This is a genomic window from Dankookia sp. GCM10030260 (genome assembly GCF_042666655.1).
Taxonomy (GTDB): domain Bacteria; phylum Pseudomonadota; class Alphaproteobacteria; order Acetobacterales; family Acetobacteraceae; genus Paracraurococcus.
This window is the reverse complement of sequence record NZ_JBHTDE010000002.1, coordinates 74,150-93,977: the sequence shown is the minus strand read 5'-3', so window position 1 is coordinate 93,977 and position 19,828 is coordinate 74,150. Positions and strand designations below refer to the sequence as shown.

At 70.0% G+C, this 19,828-nt stretch carries 21 protein-coding genes; 6 read left to right on the top strand and 15 right to left on the bottom strand.

Features of this window, described 5'->3' with window-relative positions; all coding sequences use genetic code 11:
* The first annotated feature begins 1 nt into the window (after window position 1).
* Complete coding sequence (locus tag ACFQS7_RS06805; RefSeq protein WP_380066288.1) at window positions 2-1,663, top strand: thiamine pyrophosphate-binding protein; 1,662 nt, start codon at window positions 2-4, stop codon at window positions 1,661-1,663.
* A gap of 6 nt (window positions 1,664-1,669) precedes the next feature.
* Here the strand turns inward: ACFQS7_RS06805 and ACFQS7_RS06800 are convergent, their stop codons facing one another.
* The 4 genes from ACFQS7_RS06800 to ACFQS7_RS06785 all read right to left on the bottom strand — a co-directional run bounded on the left by ACFQS7_RS06800 (window position 1,670) and on the right by ACFQS7_RS06785 (window position 6,559).
* A complete protein-coding gene (locus ACFQS7_RS06800) occupies window positions 1,670-2,638 on the bottom strand; it encodes a Bug family tripartite tricarboxylate transporter substrate binding protein (protein WP_380066287.1) in 969 nt (322 codons plus the stop codon).
* Between the two features lie 4 nt (window positions 2,639-2,642).
* A complete protein-coding gene (locus tag ACFQS7_RS06795; protein WP_380066286.1) occupies window positions 2,643-3,782 on the bottom strand; it encodes an NAD(P)H-dependent flavin oxidoreductase in 1,140 nt (379 codons plus the stop codon).
* Between the two features lie 46 nt (window positions 3,783-3,828).
* Entirely contained in the window at window positions 3,829-5,838 is a 2,010-nt protein-coding gene (locus tag ACFQS7_RS06790) for a flavin-containing monooxygenase (protein ID WP_380066285.1), read from the bottom strand.
* Between the two features lie 100 nt (window positions 5,839-5,938).
* A complete protein-coding gene (locus tag ACFQS7_RS06785) occupies window positions 5,939-6,559 on the bottom strand; it encodes a hypothetical protein (protein WP_380066284.1) in 621 nt (206 codons plus the stop codon).
* A gap of 120 nt (window positions 6,560-6,679) precedes the next feature.
* On the opposite strand from ACFQS7_RS06785, the gene ACFQS7_RS06780 reads away from it, so the two are divergent.
* Window positions 6,680-7,360, top strand: a complete 681-nt coding sequence (locus ACFQS7_RS06780; RefSeq protein WP_380066283.1) for a DUF599 domain-containing protein — start codon at window positions 6,680-6,682, stop codon at window positions 7,358-7,360.
* Here the strand turns inward: ACFQS7_RS06780 and ACFQS7_RS06775 are convergent.
* Window positions 7,357-7,779: a hypothetical protein gene (locus tag ACFQS7_RS06775; RefSeq protein WP_380066282.1), complete on the bottom strand. Its 423-nt coding sequence runs from the start codon at window positions 7,777-7,779 to the stop codon at window positions 7,357-7,359. The two genes, ACFQS7_RS06780 and ACFQS7_RS06775, sit on opposite strands and share 4 nt — an antisense overlap.
* A gap of 93 nt (window positions 7,780-7,872) precedes the next feature.
* Window positions 7,873-10,521, bottom strand: coding sequence for an alanine--tRNA ligase (gene alaS, locus ACFQS7_RS06770; RefSeq protein ID WP_380066281.1), 2,649 nt, complete (start codon window positions 10,519-10,521; stop codon window positions 7,873-7,875).
* A 237-nt stretch (window positions 10,522-10,758) separates the two neighbouring features.
* On the opposite strand from alaS, the gene ACFQS7_RS06765 reads away from it, so the two are divergent.
* Window positions 10,759-11,214 (top strand): DUF892 family protein, encoded by a 456-nt coding sequence (locus ACFQS7_RS06765; protein ID WP_380066280.1) that lies wholly within the window; start codon window positions 10,759-10,761, stop codon window positions 11,212-11,214.
* Window positions 11,215-11,338: 124 nt separating this feature from the next.
* Here ACFQS7_RS06765 and recA read toward each other — a convergent pair whose 3' ends face one another.
* From recA to ACFQS7_RS06725, 8 genes are all read right to left on the bottom strand, one after another.
* The gene (gene recA / locus ACFQS7_RS06760) at window positions 11,339-12,391 is read right to left on the bottom strand and encodes a recombinase RecA (protein ID WP_380066279.1); all 1,053 of its coding nucleotides are present in this window, start codon (window positions 12,389-12,391) and stop codon (window positions 11,339-11,341) included.
* A gap of 228 nt (window positions 12,392-12,619) precedes the next feature.
* A complete protein-coding gene (locus ACFQS7_RS06755; protein WP_380066278.1) occupies window positions 12,620-14,131 on the bottom strand; it encodes an ATP-binding protein in 1,512 nt (503 codons plus the stop codon).
* A gap of 40 nt (window positions 14,132-14,171) precedes the next feature.
* Complete coding sequence (locus ACFQS7_RS06750; protein WP_380066277.1) at window positions 14,172-15,221, bottom strand: flagellar biosynthesis protein FlhB; 1,050 nt, start codon at window positions 15,219-15,221, stop codon at window positions 14,172-14,174.
* Between the two features lie 3 nt (window positions 15,222-15,224).
* A complete protein-coding gene (locus ACFQS7_RS06745; protein WP_380066276.1) occupies window positions 15,225-15,986 on the bottom strand; it encodes a flagellar biosynthetic protein FliR in 762 nt (253 codons plus the stop codon).
* Window positions 15,983-16,261 (bottom strand): flagellar biosynthetic protein FliQ, encoded by a 279-nt coding sequence (locus tag ACFQS7_RS06740; protein ID WP_380066275.1) that lies wholly within the window; start codon window positions 16,259-16,261, stop codon window positions 15,983-15,985. Before ACFQS7_RS06740 ends, ACFQS7_RS06745 begins: the two co-directional genes overlap by 4 nt.
* A 4-nt stretch (window positions 16,262-16,265) precedes the next feature.
* Window positions 16,266-16,559, bottom strand: a complete 294-nt coding sequence (locus ACFQS7_RS06735) for a flagellar hook-basal body complex protein FliE (RefSeq protein WP_380066274.1) — start codon at window positions 16,557-16,559, stop codon at window positions 16,266-16,268.
* A complete protein-coding gene (gene flgC / locus ACFQS7_RS06730; RefSeq protein WP_380066273.1) occupies window positions 16,559-16,966 on the bottom strand; it encodes a flagellar basal body rod protein FlgC in 408 nt (135 codons plus the stop codon). The genes ACFQS7_RS06735 and flgC overlap by 1 nt, the downstream gene beginning before the upstream one ends.
* Window positions 16,967-16,980: 14 nt before the next feature.
* Window positions 16,981-17,373 carry a flagellar basal body rod protein FlgB gene (locus ACFQS7_RS06725; RefSeq protein WP_380066272.1) on the bottom strand — a complete coding sequence of 131 codons (393 nt, stop codon included), beginning with the start codon at window positions 17,371-17,373 and terminating at the stop codon, window positions 16,981-16,983.
* A 94-nt stretch (window positions 17,374-17,467) separates the two neighbouring features.
* Here ACFQS7_RS06725 and ACFQS7_RS06720 point away from each other — a divergent pair, with 94 nt between their 5' ends.
* The 3 genes from ACFQS7_RS06720 to fliP are packed head-to-tail and all read left to right on the top strand — an operon-like array spanning window position 17,468 to window position 18,745.
* Window positions 17,468-17,713 (top strand): hypothetical protein, encoded by a 246-nt coding sequence (locus ACFQS7_RS06720; RefSeq protein ID WP_380066271.1) that lies wholly within the window; start codon window positions 17,468-17,470, stop codon window positions 17,711-17,713.
* Between the two features lie 31 nt (window positions 17,714-17,744).
* Window positions 17,745-18,008 (top strand): flagellar biosynthetic protein FliO, encoded by a 264-nt coding sequence (locus ACFQS7_RS06715; protein ID WP_380066270.1) that lies wholly within the window; start codon window positions 17,745-17,747, stop codon window positions 18,006-18,008.
* The gene (gene fliP / locus ACFQS7_RS06710; protein WP_380066269.1) at window positions 18,005-18,745 is read left to right on the top strand and encodes a flagellar type III secretion system pore protein FliP; all 741 of its coding nucleotides are present in this window, start codon (window positions 18,005-18,007) and stop codon (window positions 18,743-18,745) included. The genes ACFQS7_RS06715 and fliP overlap by 4 nt, the downstream gene beginning before the upstream one ends.
* Window positions 18,746-19,001: 256 nt before the next feature.
* On the opposite strand, the gene ACFQS7_RS06705 is transcribed toward fliP, so the two are convergent.
* On the bottom strand, window positions 19,002-19,796 hold the full coding sequence (locus tag ACFQS7_RS06705) for an FAD binding domain-containing protein (protein WP_380066268.1): 795 nt from the start codon (window positions 19,794-19,796) through the stop codon (window positions 19,002-19,004).
* Window positions 19,797-19,828: the final 32 nt, after the last annotated feature.

The window sequence follows — 19,828 nt, the reverse complement described above, 5'->3', positions numbered from 1 at the left end:
CATGGCCATCAAACTGCAGGATGTCCTCGCCCAGGCCTTTGCGGCCGAGGGATGCGAGGTGCTCTTCACCCTGATGGGTGACGCCAACATGTACTGGACCGAGGCGATGTCCCGGCAACCCGGCGTCACCGTGGTGAATGCGCGGCACGAGCATTGTGCCGTGGCGATGGCCGACGGCTATGCCCGCGCCACCGGCAAGGTCGGCGTCGCCTCCACCACCTGCGGCCCGGGCTTCACCCAGATCATGACCGCGCTGGCCATCGCCGCGCGCGCCAACGTGCCGCTGGTGGTCTTCGCCGGCGATTCGCCGATGCTCTCTTCCTTCTACATCCAGCAGATCGACATGGCGCCGCTGGCCCAGGCGACCGGCGCTGCCTACATCGCAGTGAAGTCGCTCGATCGCGCGCTGGACAATGTGCGGGAGGCCTTCCACATCGCCGCGTTGGAACGCCGCCCGGTCGTCCTCAGCGTGCCGATGGACCTGCAGAAGCAGGCCTACCCGTTCATGGCGGACTATATCCCCTCCGCTGACTACCTGCCGATGCCGCAGCGGGCGATGCCCGACCCGGCCATGGTGGACCGGCTGGTGGCGATGATTGCCGAAGCCGAGAAGCCGGTGATCATCGCCGGTCGCGGCGCCAAGCTGGCCAAGGCGCGCGCGCCGATCGAGGCGCTGGCCGAGCAATGCGGCGCGCTGCTCGCCACCTCGTTGCAGGCCAAGGGACTGTTCGAGGGTAATCCCTTCGCGCTCGACATCGCCGGCGCCTTCGCCTCCGACTTCTCCCGCGAATGCTTCGCCGAGGCCGACCTGGTGATCGGCTTCGGCGTCGGGCTCGGCGCCTATACGACGGAGAGCGGCTACCTCTATCCCAATGCCCGCACCGTGCAGGTCGACATCAACCCGCGCGGCTTGTGGCAGGGGTTGCGCACCGCCGACCTGCATATCCGCGCCGACGCCGCCGGTGGGGCGGAGGCGATCACCGCCGCGCTCAAGGCCCGCGACCTCCGCCGGGACGGCTACCGCAGCGCCGCCCTGGCGCAGCAGATCGCGGCCGACCAACCGGATACCAAGGAATTCGCCATCGCCCCCGGCGTGGTCGACCCGCGCAAGGCGATGCTCGAGCTCGACGCCATCGTGCCGAAGGATTGGGACGTGGTGATCGGCGGCGGCCATTACCTCGGCATCGCCATGACGCATCTGCGCGGCCGTGCGCCGGAACGCTTCCATGTGGTCTGCGACTTCGGCGCCATCGGCAACGGGCTGCCGGCCGCCATCGGCATCGCCGCCGCCCGGCGCGACGGCAAGGTGCTGCTGGTCGAGGGCGACGGCAGCCTGCTGATGCATGTGCAGGAACTGGAGACGGTGCGGCGCGAGGGCCACCGTATGCTGATGGCGATCATCAATGATGGCGGCTACGGTGCGGAAATCCACAAATTCCGTGCCGGCGGGCTCGACCCGTCGCTGGTGATCCATGGCCGCGGCGACCTCGCTGGCGTCGCTTCCGGCTTCGGCGTGAAGGGCAGCACGGTCACCGGTCTCGGTGCCATGTCGGGGATGTTCCGCGAACACCAGGCGAGCAACGGCGCTAGCCTCTGGGACATCCACACCGACGACACCGTTGTCTCCCGCCCCTATCGCCGGGTGCATTACGGCGAGGCGTGAGCGCGTTCACTCCAGGCGGATATTCGTCTCCCGCAGCAGTCGTCCGAGAGAACCCGCCACCGGGTGCATCTCGGCGGCGAAGGCTTCCGGGAGGCCTGGCTGCGGCGGGACACCGTTCTCGGTCAGCCAGGCATGCATGGCGGGGGTGCAAATGATCTGTTGCACCAACCCGTTCACCCGGGCCAGCACCGGCGCCGGCGTGCCGGCAGGCGCGAAGATGCCGAGCCCTTCGGTGATGCTGGCGCCCGGAACCGCTTCCGCGACCGTCGGCAAATCTGGCGCGACAGGGGCGCGGACGCCATTGGCCACGGCGATTGCCCTGGCGCTGCCATCGGCCATGTAGGGCCGGGCGAACAGCCAGGTCGCCAGCGTCGCCTGAACCCGGCCGCCGAGGAAATCCGTCATCGCCGCCGCGCCGCCCCGGTACGGCACATGCGTGACGCTTAGCTTGCCATAGGCCGCCATCTGCTCGATCAGCAGGTGGTAGGAACTGCCGAAGCCGACGCTGGCGAAGTTCACCTGGCCGGGATGCGCGCCGACATGGCGGACGAAATCCTGCAGGGTCTGGGCCGGGAAATCCGGCCGCACCAGCAGTACCACCGTCATCGGCCCGATCATTCCGACCGGCGCCAGGTCCCGCCAGGGATGGAAGCCAAGTTGCAGGTTCGCCGCCGCGGCGATGATCAGGTTGCCATAGGAGGTGAACAGCAGCGTGTGGCCATCCGGCGCCGCCCGCGCGACATGCGCCGCGGCCAGGTTGCCACCGGTGCCGCCGCGGTTCTCCACCACGACAGCGCTGCCGAGCGCAGTGCCCAGTTGCTCCGCCATGCGGCGGCCGACCGTGTCGACGATGGCGCCGGGCGGGTAGGCAACGACCAGCGTGACCGGCCGGGTCGGCCAGGGCGGATCGGCCGCGCGCACTGCCGCAGGCAGCAGCAGCCCCAGCAGACCGATAATGCAGCGCAGCCCGGACATCGCCTCAGCCCCCGACGAAGCCGCCGGCGCGCCGGAGCACCTGCTCGGCGCCGGCGACCAGGTCCTGCATGACGGCGGCGGCCGGCCGCACCGCCCGCACCATCCCCAGCCCCTGCCCGGCGAAGCCGCCCCAGACATCCGCCCGCCCGGCCGCTAGCGCTGCCGCAGTGACCTCGGTGGAAACCATGGTCTGGTAGGGCATCGGCAGCGGCTCGAGCCCGGCCTCGACATAGGCCGCGGCCCAGCGGTTCTTCACCATCCGCGCCGGCTTGCCGGTGACGGAGCGCGAGACGGTGGTGCCTTCGTCGTTGCCCTCGACCAGCGCCTGCTTCTGCGGGCCGCTGATCCCGGCCTCGTCGGTCGCCAGGAAGGCGGTGCCGATCCAGGCGCCCTCGGCCCCCAGCATCAGCGCGGCAGCGATGCCCCGCCCGTCGCCGATGCCCCCGGCACCCACCACCGGCACGCGGCCACCGACCGCATCCACCACCTGGGGGATCAGCGCCATGGTGCCGATGGGCGAGTTGTGCCCGCCGCCGTCATGACCCTGCGCGACGACGATATCAATCCCGGCCTCGACCACCTGCTTCGCGTGCCGCGTGGTACCGACCACCGCCATCACCTTGGTGCCGTTGGCGTGCAGCCGTTCCATCCAGGGCCCCGGATTGCCGAGGCCGGCGGCATAGACGGGCACACGCTCCTCGATCACCACCTCCATCTGTGCCTCGAAAAAGGCGCGCGAGAGCGGAGCGGGTCCGTCCTTGTCGGCCGGGTCGCGGTCGAGCACGCGGTCGAAGGTCCCGGCGTCCACCGCCTCCAGCCCCTGCACCGCCATGAAGTCGCGGGCGAAATCGCGGTGCTGCGGCACCAGCGTCTCGGTGGAGGGGCCGCCGGCATTGCTGCCGCCACGGCGGACGGAGGCGGGCAGCAGCGTGTCCACGCCGAAGGGCCGGTCGGTCAGCGCGCGTGTCCGGCGGATCCAGGCGCGGAGCTGGTTCGGGCCGCAACTCGCCGCGCCGATGACGCCAAGGCCGCCGGCATTGGAGACCGCGGCAGCCAGTTCCGGCGTGCTCGCTCGGCCCATGCCGGCGAGCAGGATCGGGTACTGGATGCCCAGCAGCGCGCAGAGCCGCGTGTGGAGTGCCATGGTCCTTGTCCTCCCGCGCCGCCTCTGCCGGGCGGCGTTGCTGGCGTCAGCTTACGGTCAGTTGCCCGGCGGAGGCCACCGCCCCCCGCTCCTGCCCCGGAATCATCGGCGCATGGCCCGGCTTTGCGACACGGAATTCCTCCGGAACGAAATGCTGCGTCAGCTTCCAATAGTCGAGCAGCCGCCAGGGCGAGGTCACTGTGACCCGGTTGGCCTTGTTCTTGTACCAGCTTGTCACGCCCGGGTGGGTCCAGACCATGCTGGCGCACTTCTCGTCCAGCAGGCGGTTATAGGCGTCATGGACGTCCTGGCGGACTTCCAGCGTGCCGTAGCCCTGCTCGATCATCTCGCGCAGCGCCTGGCAGATGTAGCGGACCTGGCATTCATGATGGAAGATGATGCTGCCGCCATGCGCCAGGTTGGTGTTCGGCCCGTAGATCATGAACAGATTGGGAAAGCCCGGCGCAGTAATGCCGAGATAAGCGCGCGGGTCGTCATCGCCCCAGGCCTGGCGGATGGTGTGACCGCCGCGGCCGGCGATCTCCATCGGCGACAGCATCTTCGATGCCTGGAAGCCGGTGGCGAGAATGATGACATCGACCTCGTGCACCGTGCCGTCGCGCATCTGAATGGCGTTTTCGGTGATGCGCTCGATCGGGCTGGTCTCCAGCATCACGTTCGGGCGCTTCAGCATGCGGTACCAGTAATTGTCGCGCAGCATGCGCTTGCCGTAGGGCGGGTATTGCGGGATCACCTTGGCCAGCAGGGCATGGTCGCCGTCCAGTTCCTTGCTGACATAGTCGGTGATCAGCTCCCGCATCTTGTGGTTCGCCTCGTTCAACGAGAGCGCCGGCTGCGTCCAGTCCGGATCCACCTGGAGCGAGGCATGGAAGCCGTCCGACCCCGCCCAGAACAGCTGGAAGCGCAGCCACTTGCCGAAGTAGGGGATGTGCTCCAGCGCCCAGAGATTCCCCGGGCTGACCGCCTTGTGGTAGTTCGGGTTGTGCATCGCCCAATGCGGCGTGCGCTGGAAGACCACCAGCTTCTCGACCTCGGGCGCGATCGAGGGGCCGGTTTGCACCGCGCTCGCCCCCGTGCCGATCATCGCCACCCGCTTGCCCTTGAGGTCGACCGACCCGTCCCAGCGCGCGGTGTGGAACAGCGGCCCGCGAAAATCGTCGAGCCCTGGGATCGGCGGGATGGAGGGCCGGTTGAGCTGGCCGACCGCGGTGATCAAGGCATTGCAGGACAGCGTCTCCGCGCCGCCATCGGCCCGGCGCAACGCCACGGTCCAGCGCGACGCCGTCTCGTCGAAACGCGCCTCCGTCACCTCGACGTTGAAGCGGACATGCCGGCGGATGTCGTACTTGTCGAAAGTCTCCTCGATGTAGCGGTGGATCTCCGCCCGTTGGGAGAAGTGCCGGCTCCACTTGTGATTCGGGTTGAAGGAGTAGGAAAAGAAGTGGTTCGGCGTGTCCACGGCGCAGCCGGGATACTGGTTCTCCAGCCAGGTGCCGCCAACGGTCGGGTTCTTCTCCAGGATGGTGAAGGGAATGCCCATCTCGTGCAGCCGCACGGCCATGCCGAGCCCGGCGATGCCGGCGCCGATGATCACCACCTGGAAGTCGGCGATCCGCAGGCGCGCGGGGTCGTGCTGCCAATGCACCGCGCGCGGGTCCTCACGGCCGAGCCGGGTCTCCTCGACCAGCAGGGGGATATACTCCTCCGGCACGGTCTGGCCGACGCCACCGCTCATCATCCGTTGCAGCGCCTCGGCCGGCGGAAGGGGCGGCGCCGGGCGATCGAGCACGGCATAGTCCTGCAGCGCTTCGACCAGCCGGTCCGCCACCTTCTGCTTGAGTTCCGGCGGCACGGATTCGAGGAAGCTCCAGGCGCCATGGATATGCGGCGCCACCTCGTCGAGGATCGCCAGATCGCCGGTCAGCTGCACCAGCACCATCAACTGTGGGGCGATGTCGGCATCAGCCAGCGCGGTGCGCAGTGCCGCCTCGTCGCGCACGGCGTCCTGGACCTGGGCCTGGAATTCCCTTGGCATCCGCTTTCTCCCGTCCTTGGCCGGAAGTGTAGCGGATGCCCTGCCTCACAGAAGGGGCGAGTTGTTCAGCCTTCCGCGTCCGCCCCTGGCCGCGCGCGCGTCAGGCGAGGGCGGCGACGATCACCTCGCCCGCCATCAGCACTTGCGGCGAGCGTGGCCAGATGTCGCGGTTCTGCGCCATCAGCGAAGCCACCTGAGCCTGCGCCGCCGTCGCCGTGCTGCGGTTGGTGAAGATCGACACGGCAATGGCGCGGTCCGGCTGCGCCTCGTCCCGTCCCGTATAGAGATGGCGGAAGCCCGGTTGCTCCAGCGTCAGCGGCACCAGCTTGTCCTGCACCGCAGGCAGGGTACCGGCAGTGGGGCCGAGCCCTTCGGTCATCCGCACCAGCATGTAGCTTTCGCCGCCCTTGCGTTCCGCGTCCAGGTGCACGCTGACCGTGGCACGGGTGATCAGCGGCGTGCCGGTCAGCAAATCCGCCAGGGCACCGCCGGCCCAGCCGAGGACGTGGTCGTTGATGCGCCGCGCCGTCGCCTGGTCGTCGTAGACGGTGGCCGAAAAGATCCCGCCGCCGCCATCGATCCGGGCCACGTAATAGGCGCGGAAAGACGGTTCCTGCCGCAGGGTCGGCAACAGCCCGTCGCGGATTCGCTGGGCGATCTCCTCCGGCGCGCCATTGCCGCTGTAACGGCGGATCGTCAGGTACCACTGGGAATCGCTCATGGAACCTCCTCGCCTGCCGCGGTGGGCCCTGGCCGGGCGCAGCGGATGCTGCAGGCACCCTAGCACAATGCCGGCGCCGAAGCCCGAGCGCCACTGGCCGGTTTCGGCTAGGTTGCGACGATGCATTCGCTGACCATCCTCGACTGGATCGCCCTGGCGGTCTTCGCCGCCTGTTGGGTCGGCTACGCGACCCTGGTGGACCGCCACCCGGCGCTGCGCGCCCGCAGCGTGATCGCAGCCATGGACGAGCACCGGCGCCGCTGGCTGCAGACCACGGTGACCCGGGACAACCGCATCATGGATACGCAGATCATCGGCAACCTGATGAACAGCACGTCCTTCCTGGCCAATACCGCGATTTTCATCCTGGGCGGCCTCGTGGCGATGATGGGCAGCCCGGACCTCGGCGCCCGGGTTTTCGGCGCCTTGCCCTTCGCCACGCCACCCGATGCGGCGGCCTGGGAGATGAAGATCGCGCTGCTGCTACTGATCTTCGTCCGCGCATTCTTCGAACTGACCTGGGCACTGCGGCAGTTCAACTACTGCTCGATCGTCATCGGCGGCATCTCGCACGAGCCCGCGGACCCGACGCGGCCGGTCCATGCCGAGATGGCGGCCAAGGTCGCCAACCGGGCAGCGCGGCACTTCAACACGGGGCTACGGGCCTATTATTTCGGCTTGGCGGCGCTCGCCTGGATCCTGCACCCCCTGGCACTGGTGGTGGCCAGTCTCTTCGTGCTGCAGGAACTGTACAGGCGGGAATTCCGCAGCGTGGTGCGCGACGCGCTGCAGGAACGCTAGCCGCGTTCGATCCGCCGCAAAACCTGCCAGAACTGGCTGAAGATGCCGCTGCGGATGCCCTGCTCGGGCTCCGCGCAGCGCAGCCGATCGGGGTGGAAATGCACAGCGAAGGCCTGCTTGGCCCGGCGGAAGCGGTCATCCGGCGGGCCAGGCCGGGCCCGGGCGGCCTCGGCGAGCAGCAGGGCGCGCCGGGTGCGATCCAACTCGGTCTTCAGGGCGGCGATCCTGGCAGCCTGCCGGTGGCTCTGGGCGCGGGAGGCACGCAGCCGGACGCCCCGCATCGCCGACAGCCGCCGTCCCGCCTTGCGCGGGCCGAACAGCAGGGCGACGCCGCGGCCGACCCAGCGCAGCAGGCGCCAGAGCAGGGCGCCGAGCGCCAGGATCAGCAGCGCCAGCAGGATACCGAGAAGCTCGACCATGGCCGGGGATTGTCCGCGGCCGGGATGGTCAATCGGCTAACGGCCGAAACACCGCGAAGGAGGGGCGGGATAGCGGCGCCCGGCGCCCCGGCGTCACCCCGCCAGCAGCGCCCGCACCGCGGCCAGTGCCTCGTCCGCCTTGCCGCCGTCGGGACCGCCGGCCTGCGCCATCTCCGGCCGTCCGCCACCACCCTTGCCGCCGACCGCGGCCGCCGCCGCCCGCACCAGCGGCACCGCATCCGCCTTACCCTTGGCGGCATCGCCCAGCCCGGCGACGATGCTGGCCTTGCCCTCGGCGGTCGAGACCAGCACCACGATGTCGGCCGTGCCGCCCTGCAGGATCGCCTCGGCGATGCCCTTCAGGTCGCGCGCGGGGACCTCGCCCAGGTTGCGCAACGCCACGCGGAAGGCGCCGATCGTCTCCACCGCCGCCGCGCCGCCGCCGGTCGCCAACTGCTTGCGCAGCTCGGCCACGTCGCGTTCCAGCTTGCGGCGCTCCTCCACCAGGGTGGCGATGCGGGCCGGCAGGTCGGCGGGGGGCACGCGCAGCACCGCCGCGGCTTCCTTCAGCTTGGCCTCTGCGGCTTCGACCAGCCGCAGCGCCGCCTCGCCGGTCACCGCCTCGACCCGACGCACGCCGGCCGCGACGGCGCCTTCGGAGACGATCTTGAACAGGCCGATATCGCCGGTCCGCCGGACATGCGTGCCGCCGCAGAGCTCCAGCGAGTAGACGCCGAACTTCTCGGTCGCCGCCGGGTCGTGGCCCATCGAGACGACGCGGACCTCGTCGCCGTATTTCTCGCCGAACAGCGCCATGGCGCCGATCTCGACCGCGGCGTCCGGGGTCATCAGCCGGGTGACCACCTCGGCATTCTCGCGGATGCGGGAATTCACCTCGGCCTCGGTCCAGGCCAGGTCCTCGTCCGTCATCGGCGTCGGCTGGGAGACGTCGAAGCGCAGCCGGTCCGGCGCGTTCAGCGAGCCCTTCTGCGCCACATGGGTGCCGAGCCGGCGGCGCAGCGCCTCGTGCAGCAGATGCGTGGCGCTGTGATGGGCACGGATGTCGCCGCGGCGGCGATGGTCGACCTCGGCCTGCACCGCCATGCCGAGCTTGGCCTCGCCATGCGCCACGGTGCCGAGATGGACGAAGAGGTCGCCCAGCTTCTTCTGAGTGTCGCGCACCACGATCCGGCAGGCCTCGCCGGCCGAGATCAGCCCGGCATCGCCGACCTGGCCGCCGCTCTCGCCGTAGAAGGGAGTCTGGTTGAGGACGAGGGCGATCTCGGCACCGACCGGGGCGCTGTCGACCGGCTTGCCGTCATGCACGATCGCCAGGATCTGCCCCTCGGCGGTCTCGGTCGAGTAGCCGAGGAACTCGCTGGCGCCGACCTTCTCCTTGATGTCGAACCAGACCGCATCGGTCGCCGCTTCGCCGGAGCCGGCCCAGGCGGCCCGGGCACGGCGGCGCTGCTCGGACATCGCCGCATCGAAGGCGTCCACATCGACCGTCTTGCCCTCGGAGCGCAGCGCGTCCTGGGTCAGGTCGAGCGGGAAGCCATAGGTGTCGTAGAGTTTGAAGGCGACCTCGCCCGAGAGCCTGCCGCCCTCGCCCAATCGGCCGCTTTCCTCGGCCAGAAGCCCGAGCCCGCGCTCCAGCAGGGAGCGGAACTTCATTTCCTCCAGCTTCAGCGTCTCGGTGACCAGCGCTTCGGCGCGGACGATCTCCGGATAGGCGGCGCCCATCTGGCGGACCAAAGCGGGGACCAGGCGGTGCAGCAGGGGCTCGCGGCTGCCCATCATGTGGGCGTGGCGCATGGCACGGCGGAGGATGCGGCGGAGGACGTAGCCGCGCCCCTCGTTCGAGGGCAGCACGCCGTCGGCGATCAGGAAGGTGCCGGCCCGCAAATGGTCGGCGACGACGCGGTGGCTGACCCGCCAGAGGCCATCCGGGTCCTGCCCTGTCGCCTCGGCCGAGGCCAGGATCAGGGCGCGCAGCGTGTCGGTGTCGTAGTTGTCGTGCTTGCCTTGCAGGATCGCAGCGAAACGTTCCAGTCCCATTCCGGTGTCGATCGAGGGGCGCGGCAGCGCCGTACGCACGCCGCCGGGCGCCTCCTCGTACTGCATGAAGACCAGGTTCCAGATCTCGATGAAGCGATCGCCGTCCTCATCGGGTGACCCAGGGGGGCCGCCGGGGATCTTGTCGCCATGGTCGAAGAATATCTCGGAGCACGGCCCGCAGGGACCGGTATCGCCCATCCGCCAGAAATTGTCCGAGGTCGGTATGCGTATGATCCGGCTGTCGGGGATGCCGGCGACCTTCTTCCAATAGACCGGCGCCTCCTCGTCCTCGGAGTAGACGGTGACCAGTAGCCGGTCCTTCGGCAGGGCGAAGTCCTTGGTCAGCAGGGTCCAGGCGTGCTCGATCGCCTGTTCCTTGAAGTAGTCGCCGAAGCTGAAATTCCCCAGCATCTCGAAGAAAGTGTGGTGCCGCGCGGTATAGCCGACATTGTCCAGGTCGTTGTGCTTGCCACCGGCGCGGACGCATTTCTGCGCCGTGGTGGCGCGGGAGTAGGGCCGCTTCTCCTGGCCGGTAAAGACGTTCTTGAACTGCACCATGCCGCTGTTGGCGAACATCAGGGTCGGGTCGTTGCGTGGGACCAGCGGCGAGCTTTCGACGACCTGATGGCCGTTGCGGCCGAAATAGTCGAGGAAGGTGGCGCGGATGTCGTTGCTGCTGGTCATAGGCAGTGGGGGTCCCGTCTCCGGCCCCGACCCGGGGCGAAATCTTCTTGAGCATAGGGCGGATTCCGCCTTACCCGCGACCCCGGCCCTGCGCCAAGCGCTCTAGCGCGCATGGCCGGAAGCGTCGAGAGGTGCCCTGCGCCGTGACGTTGCGCCGGTCGCTAGCAACCGCCGCCAGGGACAGGCCCTTTCCTTGGCCCGCGGCGGCTCAACCGCCGTGGATCGAGGGAGGACGCCATGGCTAGCGACATGCGCGACCTGCTGACGATGGGATTGCAGGACACCCACAGCGCCGAGACCCGGTTGCTCGCTGCCCTGCCGGCGATGCGGGAAGCCGCGGCCGACCCCAAGCTGAAGCAGGCCTTCGGAGAACACCTGACCATCACCCAGTGCCAAGTGAGACGGCTGGAGCAGGTCTGCCAGCAACCCGGCATCGAGCCGGAGGGCCATGCCTGCGAGGCAATGGAGGGGCTGGTCGAGGAGAGCGAGGAGATCATCGACGAGATCGATGAGGGACCGGTGCTCGACGTCGCCCTGACCGGTGCGGCGCAGGAGGTCGAGCACTACGAGATGGCGTCCTACGGCACGCCGGTCTCGCTGCTGAAAGCCATGGGCAGGCCAAGGCCGCCGGGACGCTGCAGGAGGAGAAGGCGGCCGACGCGCTGCTGGCCCAGCTGGCCAAGATGGGGATGAACCCTGCCGCTATCAGCCCCCAAGCTGCCAACGACCAGTCAAGGCGCAGCGGCCGCGGCGCCGCCTAGCCCACGGACATAGAAGTCAGTACGGGGGGATGCCTCCCCCCCGTACTGACATCCGCCTATTCGGCCGCCGCGGGGGTTTCCTCGGCTTCCTCGTTTTCACCCGCGACCAGCATGGCATTGGCGACGATGCCCGACTGGGCCCGCACCTTCTGCTCGATGGTTGCCGCGAGCTGCGGGTTGTCCTTGAGGAACTGCTTGGCGTTCTCCCGCCCCTGGCCGATCCGTTGGCCTTCGGCGCTGAACCAGGCGCCCGACTTCTCGACGACCGTGGCCTTGACGCCGAGGTCGATGAGCTCGCCGAGCTTGGAGATGCCCTCGCCATACATGATGTCGAAGTCCACGACCCGGAACGGCGGCGCCATCTTGTTCTTCACCACCTTCACGCGGGTCTGGTTGCCGACCACGCTGTCGCGGTCCTTGATCGCGCCGATGCGGCGGATCTCGAGCCGGACGGAGGCGTAGAACTTCAAGGCGTTGCCGCCCGTCGTCGTCTCCGGGTTGCCGAACATGACGCCGATCTTCAGACGAATCTGGTTCAGGAAGATCAGCAGCGTGTTGGAACGGGAAACCGTGCCGGTCAGCTTGCGCAGTGCCTGCGACATCAGCCGGGCATGCAACCCGACATGGCTGTCGCCCATCTCGCCTTCCAGTTCGGCGCGCGGCACCAGGGCGGCGACGCTGTCCACCACCAGTACGTCGATCGCACCGGATCGGACCAGCGTGTCGCAGATCTCCAGCGCCTGCTCACCGGCATCCGGCTGGCTGATCAGCATGTTGTCGATGTCGACGCCGAGCTTCTTGGCATAGCCGGGGTCGAGCGCATGCTCGGCATCGATGAAGGCGCAGGTGCCGCCCTTCTTCTGGGCCTCGGCAATGATATGCAGCGCGAGCGTCGTCTTGCCCGAGCTTTCCGGACCGTAGATCTCGATGATGCGGCCCTTCGGCACGCCGCCGATGCCAAGCGCGATGTCGAGCCCGAGCGAACCCGAGGAGATCACCTCGATCTCGCCGTCGAGCGCCTGGCGTGCGCCCATGCGCATGATCGAGCCCTTGCCGAACGACCGCTCGATCTGGCTGAGCGCGGCGTCAAGCGCCTTTCCCTTATCCATCCTGGCTGCCCTTGTCCTTGATCGCGTCCTGGATCCGTCGCCATCATGCCCGCGGCAGGGATTGCATGCGGGTATGAGGGCTGCAACCTACCATATTTCAACCGGCAGATGGAAACGGATCGATTCGAATCGCCCTGTTCGTCGGGGTGACTGTGGCAGAGACTATGGCCATGCGGACCCCGAAAAACAAGAACATTTGGTAAACACCGATGAGATCGGCGGGGGCGGTCATCCCGGCAGCGCCGCCCGTCCGTCCAGCGCCGCCGCCACTTCCCGCAGCAGATCCGCCAGGTCGAAGGGCTTGCCCAGATAGCGGAACCCCTCCGCCGCCAGGTCGCGGCCCAGCATGGCTTCGGCATAGCCCGAGAGCAGCAGCACCGGCAGCGACTGCCAACGCCGGCGCAGCCGCCGCGCCAGTTCCACCCCATCGGCCCCGGGCATGGCGACGTCGCTGACCAGCAAGGCCGGTGCCGCCCCGGCCTCGACTAAGGCGAGGGCGGCTTCGGCGCTGTCTGCCGCCAGCACGTGATGGCCGCCACGTTCCAACAGCAGGGTGCCGAGCCGGCGGAGTGGCGCCTCGTCCTCCACCAGCAGCACCAAGGCGGCCGGCTCCGACGGCGTCACCGACGGCACGATCGGGTCCGGCGGCGGGACGGCGATGGGCGCCTGGCGCGGCAGATGGATGCGGAAGGTGGTGCCCTCCCCCAGCCGGCTCTCGACCGCGACATGCCCCCCGGACTGGGCGACGATTCCCTGCACCGTGGCAAGCCCGAGCCCGGTCCCGCCCTTGTCCAGCCGGGTGGTGAAGAAGGGCTCGAACAGCCGCGGCACCACCTCGGGCGCGATGCCGGCCCCGGTATCGCTGACCTCCAGCACCACCCAGCGACCGGGTGGCAGGGCGCCCTCCCCCTCCGGCCGCAGCACAACCCGGTGGCCGGTGGCGATCCGCAGAGTGCCGCCCCGCGGCATGGCGTCGCGCGCATTCACCGCCAGGTTCAGGATCACCTGGTCGAGCTGCGTCGGGTCGGCCCGCACCCAGCGAGCCGGGGTCTCCAGTGCCAGGTCCAGCCGCACGGCCGCGCCGAGCAATTGACGCAGCAGCGGCGCGATAGCGGCCACCGCCGCATTCAGGTCGAGCGCCCGGGGCTGCATTTGCTGCTGCCGGGCGAAGGCCAGCAACTGGCGCACCAGCCCCGCCCCGCGCCGCGCCGCATCCTCGATCACCGCCAGGTCGGCCGCTGCCGCCGCCGGCAGACCGGTGGCACGGACCGCTGCGGCGCCGCCCAGGATGGCGGTCAGCAAGTTGTTGAAATCATGCGCGACGCCGCCGGCCAGCCGCCCGACGGTCTCCAGCCGGTCGGCCTCGGCAAGCCGCACCTCCGCCCGCCTGGCCAGGGTACGGTCCTCGATGCGCAGCAGCAGCCGCGCCTCGGGCCATGCGGCGGCCGGCAGGGGAATGAGCCGCAGCGACCATTCCGCGCCCTCCGGTGCAGCCGGGTCGGCGGGCGCAACGCACAACGGAGCCACCGTGGCGCCACCCAGGGCGGCGGTCAGTGCCGCGGCGAACCCCTCCCGCACCGTGGGGGCCAGGATGGGCGCCACAGCCGCCCCCTGCCGCAGAGCGGCCAGGGGGCCCGCCAGGGCGGCCAGGGCCGGGTTGCCGGCCAGGATCCGCCCCGCAGCATCCAGCAAAGCCAGCCCTTCCGGAGCCGGGTCGGCCAGCAGCCTGAACGATTCCAAAACTCCTGGCGACCTTGTCGTCCGGCGCAGCAGACCCTGGCTAGCCACCCGCCGCGCGCCCTTGCAGCCGCCAGACATAGGAGATGATCTCGGCCACCGCCTGCCAGTGCTCCGGCGGAATCTCGGTATCGACCTCCAGCCGGAACAGCGCCCGGGCCAAAGGCGGGTTGGCGATGATCGGCACTCCGTGTTCCATCGCCGCCACGCGGATCCGCGCCGCCATGTCATCCGCCCCTTTGGCAACGAGTCGCGGTGCCGCGGCCTCACCGGGTTGATAGGCGAGAGCGACGGCGAAATGAGTCGGATTCGTTATCACAACGGCGGCATTCGGAACAGCGGCCAGCATCCGCTGCCGGGCACGGCTCTCGCGGATCCGCCGCAGCCGCGCCTTCACCTGCGGGTCGCCCTCGGACTCCCGTATCTCCTCCCGCAGGTCCTCACGGCTCATGCGCAACTGCCGCAGATGGCGCCAGCGCACCACCAGCACGTCAAGCGCCGCCAGGACCCCGAAGGCACCGAGCGCGACCAGCAGGAGACGCAGTGCCTCCCGCCCGATCAGCCCGGGCAGCGCTCCGGTCGGCTGGTGCAGCGCGGCCTGCAGCGTTGCGACATCGAGGCCCAGCCACAAGGCGCCACCGACCACCGCAAGCTTGAGCAGGGTCCGCGCCAGCTCGATCCAGCCATCGGGTCCGAGCAGCCGGCGCAGGCCGGCGAGCGGGCTGATCCGCGACAGGTCAGGCAGGATCGCCTCGCCGCGCAGCAGCGGCCCGGTCTGGGCGAGGCTGGCCAGGATGGCCGCCGCGGCGACGCCCCCCAGCACCGGCAGGACGCCGAGCGCCGCCGTCCGCAGCAAGGCGAGCGGTGCCTCGCCGCCCAGGTCCGGCGCCTCCAGCAGGCTGCGCAGCGCCTGCAGCCAGGCGATGCCGACCGGCGGCAGGGCCAGGAAGCCAGCCAGCGTCGCAGCCAGCAGCGTGGCGAAGCCCACCGCCTCCCGCGACAGCGGCACCTGGCCCTGTTGCCGCGCCTTGTCGAGCCGCCGTGCGGTCGGGGCTTCTGAGCGGTCCGCGGCGTCCTTGTCGTCCTCCGCCACCGCTCAGGGCAGACCCGGCAGGCCCGCGAAGCCGTCCCGCGCCGCGGTCAGCCAGGTGCCGAGCAGCGCCGGCAGCAGCAGCGCCACCAGCAGCAGCCCGGCCAGAATCTGCCCCGGTGCGACGACCATGAAGACAGGCACCTGCGGCGCGAGCCGCGCCAGCAGGCCCAGCGCGAACTGCCCGAGCACCGAGGCCAGGACCAGCGGTGCGGCCAGCCGCAACGCCAGCGAGAGGCTGTCCGCCACCGCCTGCGCCACCGCGGCGGATTGCGCCGGCAGGGCCAGCGGCACCCCCGGCGGCATGACGGCGTAGCTTTCGGCCAGCGCCCGCAACGGCACGCCGTAGAGCCCGGTGGCCAGTACCAGCACCGTCGCCGCCAGGCCGAACAGGCGCGACAGGGCGGTACCCTGGGCGCCGATCGCCGGGTCGGTCTGCAAGGGGCTGGCGAGCCCGACCATCAGCGCCATGACCTGCCCCGCCTGGGCCAGGGCCAGTTCGATCAGCCGCGCCAGCAGGCCGAGCCAGATACCTGCCATCGTCTCCAGCAGCAGCAGCCGCAGCAGCGCCGGCACCTCCCCCGGCAGGGCCGGCAGGCCGGGCTGCACCACCGGCAGCAGTAGCGCGGTGAGCGCCAGGACAAGGGCCAGCCGGATGGTCGCCGGCACCTCAGGCGCGCCGAGGCCGGGCAGCAGCAGCAATGCGCCGCCGATCCGCGCGAGCACCAGGACGGCGTGGAAGGCCAGGGCCGGCAGCGACTCGATCACCGGGCCGCACCGCCGAGGGCCACGATCCGGGTGAAGAGTTGTGCCGCGTAGCCCTGCATCGCCACCGTCATCGCCGGCCCGGTCAGCAGCAGCACCGCCGCCATGACGACAACCTTGGGGAGGAAGGCCAGGGTGGCTTCCTGGATCTGGGTAACCGCCTGCAGCACCGAGATGACCAGGCCGATGGCCAGCATCGCCAGCAGCGGCGGCCAGGCCAGGTGCAGGGCGAGCCACAACGCCTCACGCAATGCCAGGGCGGTCGGGTCGTCGGCCATGGCGTCAGATCGGCATGCGCATGACGTCCTGGTAGGCGGAGACCACCTTGTCGCGCAGCGTGGTGGCGGTCTGCAGCGCCATCTCCGCCCGTGCCACCGCCAGCACCACGTCGGTCACGCTGCCCTGGCCCAGCAGGGCCTGGGTGCTGGCGGCGTCGGCCGAGCGGCCGAGGTCCACGGCATCCTGCATCGCCCGCTGCAGGGTGGCGCCGAAGTCGCCGCCCTCCGCCCCGGTGCCCTGGGCCTGGGTCGCGCGATAGGCCGCCGCTGCCTGGACCGGTGCGATCGTCGGCGGCATCAGCGCAGCGCCTCGATTGTCCGGGTCAGCATGCCGCGCGTGACCTCCAGCACCGAGAGGTTGGCGCTGTAGCTCCGCTGCGCCTCGCGCATGTCCATCATCTCGACCAGACTGTCGACATTCGGGCGCTTGACGTAGCCGCGCGCATCGGCGGCGGGATGGCCGGGGTCGTGCACCTCGGGGAAGTCGCCGGCGGCGGTGCCGACTCGCCTTACCTCGACCGTGTGGGCCCCCAGCACGCGGTCCATCCGGGCGCCGAAGGTCACGGTCTTGCGGCGAAAGGGCTCGGCACCCGGCGCGTCGCCGGTGCTGTCGCGGTTGGCCAAGTTCTCCGCCACCACCCGCAGCCGGGTGGATTGCGCCGCCATGCCGGCGGCAGAGATGCGCAGCGCCCGTTCGAGATCCATGCGGCCCCCTGGTTCTATTGCGTCCTGCCCAGCGCGGTGCGGAACAGCCCGAGCCAGCGGCGATGCAGGCCGACGGCCAGCGCATGTGCGCTGTCGGTGTCGGCGACCTTCATCGCTTCCTTGTCCAGCGACACCGCATTGCCGTTCGGCGTGACCTCCATCGCCTGCCGGTCCACCCGCGCCCGCGGGTCGCGTGCCGTAGCCAGGTGATGCGTATCGGTCCGCAGGAGGCTGACCGAAGGCCCACCCTGCCGCAGCACCAGCTTGGCAAAATCCGGCAGGTCGCGCGGCCGGTAGCCTGGCGTATCGGCATGCGCGATGTTCTGCGCCAGCACGCGCTGCCGCGCATCGAGCCAGGCAAGGCGTCGCTCGGCGAGGCTCAAGGGGGCGCTTTGCGATGGGTCCATGCCGCATCCTGGCCCGCGAAAGCGAAGATTCGGTAAAGCCTTGCCAGCAGGTATGGCGAGGCTTTCTTAACCCCTGCCGGACCAGACTGGGCGCATGGCCCTCTCAGATCCCGCCCCATCCCGCGCTGCCATCGAAGCGATGCATGGGATGCTTGCTGTCGCCCGCGCCCTGGTCGAATCCGGCCGACAGGTCGATCTTACCGGCCTCGATGCCGGCACAGCCGCGCTCTGCGCCGAAATCGCCATGCTGCCGCCGGAGACCGCCCGGCCGATGCTGCCGGCCCTGGTCGCCCTACTGGGGGAGGTGGACGGGCTCGGCGCCGCCCTGTCACCACCCTGACCGCTGCAGCGCGCTGGCAGGAGGCCGCCGCTTGATCCTCGATCTCGACAGCGCGCTGAAGGCCGCCGGCGCGCTCGCCGCGGTGCTGGTGCCGGTTTGGCTCGCCACCCGGGTCCTGTGCCGGTCGCACCCCGGCGGACGCGCCGGCCGTCGCCTCGCCATCGCCGAGGTCATGGCGCTGGATGCGCGCCGCCGCCTCGTCCTGGTCCGGTGCGACGGGCGCGAATTACTGCTGCTGACCGGTGGGGGGCAGGATGCCTTGGTGGGCTGGCTGCCGGAGCAGCCCGCGCCATGAGGCGCTGTCTTCTCGCCGCCCTGATCCTGGTCGTGGGCGTGCCGCCGGCGGCGGCGCAGAGCGTCAGCATCGACCTCGGCGCTGCCGGCCAGCCGGGTGCCACCTCACGCCTGGTCCAGCTCACGGCACTGGTCGGCGTATTGTCGCTCGCCCCGTCCCTGCTCGTGATGGCGACCGCCTTTACCCGCATCGTCATCGTGCTGTCGCTGCTGCGCAGCGCGATCGGCGCGCAGGGCGTGCCGCCCAACCCGGCGCTGGTCGGGCTCGCGCTGTTCCTCACCCTGTTCGTCATGCAGCCGGTGTTCGAACAGAGCTGGGCGGCCGGCCTGCAGCCGTTGATGGAAGGGCGGATCGGTGAGCTGGAGGGGCTGACCGCCGCAGCCGAGCCTTTCCGCCGCTTCATGGCGGCCCAGGTGGCCGATGCCGACCTGTCGCTTTTCCTCGACCTGGCAAAGCTGCCGTCGGTGCCGGAGGGCGCCGCATCCGAGCAGATCCCCTGGCGCGCCCTGCTGCCGGCCTTCCTGGTCAGCGAGTTGAAGCGCGCCTTCGAGATCGGCTTCCTGCTCTTCCTGCCGTTCCTGGTGCTCGATATGGTGGTGGCCAGCCTGCTCATGTCGCTCGGCATGATGATGCTGCCGCCGAACGTGGTCGCGCTGCCCTTCAAGCTGATCTTCTTCGTGCTGGTGGACGGCTGGCGGCTGGTGGCGGGCGGTCTGGTGCAGGGTTTCGGACCGTGACCGGAACCCGGCACCGGCGCTGGCCTTCCTGCGCGGCAGCGGCGGCTGGGCGAGCGGATGCGATGCCTCTGGCGGGGCGGTGCTGCGGCCCGCGGCCGCTACGGCGGGTCACGGGCAAGCATGGACGTTGTCGCGCTGCGGCCTGGAATGTACGGAGCGGATGCAGGCTGCGGTTCGCCTGGGCCCGGCCGGGCGCGGGGCGGCCAGCGCCGACCCGCCGCGGATCAATCCACAACGGGTCGAACGGAGGCCGGTATCAGCCCGCCGCGGCGACGGCGCGCTTGGCCATCACGGTGACCAGATGGGCGCGGTACTCGGCACTGCCATGGATGTCGCCGTTCAGCCCATCGGCGGACTGCTTCACCGCGGCGACCGCGCCTTCCGACCAGTTGGCGGACAGCGCCGTCTCCATCTCGGCCTGGCGGAACACGCCCGGGCCGGCACCGTTGACCACGACGCGCACGCCCGACTTCGTCTTGGCGGCGAAGACGCCGGCCATGACGTAGCGGCTGGCCGGGTTGCGCATCTTGGCGTAGCCGGCCTTCTCCGGGATAGGGAACTCGATCGCCACCAGCAGCTCGCCCGGCTCCAGCGCCGTGGTGAACATGCCTTGGAAAAAGTCATCCGCCGCGATCCGGCGCTTGTCGGTGACAACGGTGGCGCCCAGCCCGAGCACGGCGGAGGGGTAGTCCGCCGCCGGGTCGTTGTTTGCGACGCTGCCGCCGATGGTGCCGCGATTGCGCACCTGCGTGTCGCCGATGGTGCCGGCCATGGCGGCCAGCGCCGGGATGGCAGCCTTCACCTCGGGGCTGTTCGCCACTTCGACATGCTTGGCCAGCGCGCCGATGATGAGCTTGTCACCGTCCCGCTTGATGCCCTTCAGCTCGGCGATGCCGGACAGGTCGACCACCGAGGTCGGCTTGTTCAGCCGGTGCTTCAGCGCCGGCAGCAGGGTCTGGCCGCCGGAGATCGGCCGCGCATCCGGGTCGGCGGTGAGGATCTTGACGGCGTCCGCGACCGAGGCCGGCTTGTGATAGGCAAAATCGTACATCGTCTGAACTCCCTTTGGTCGTTCGCCGGCCG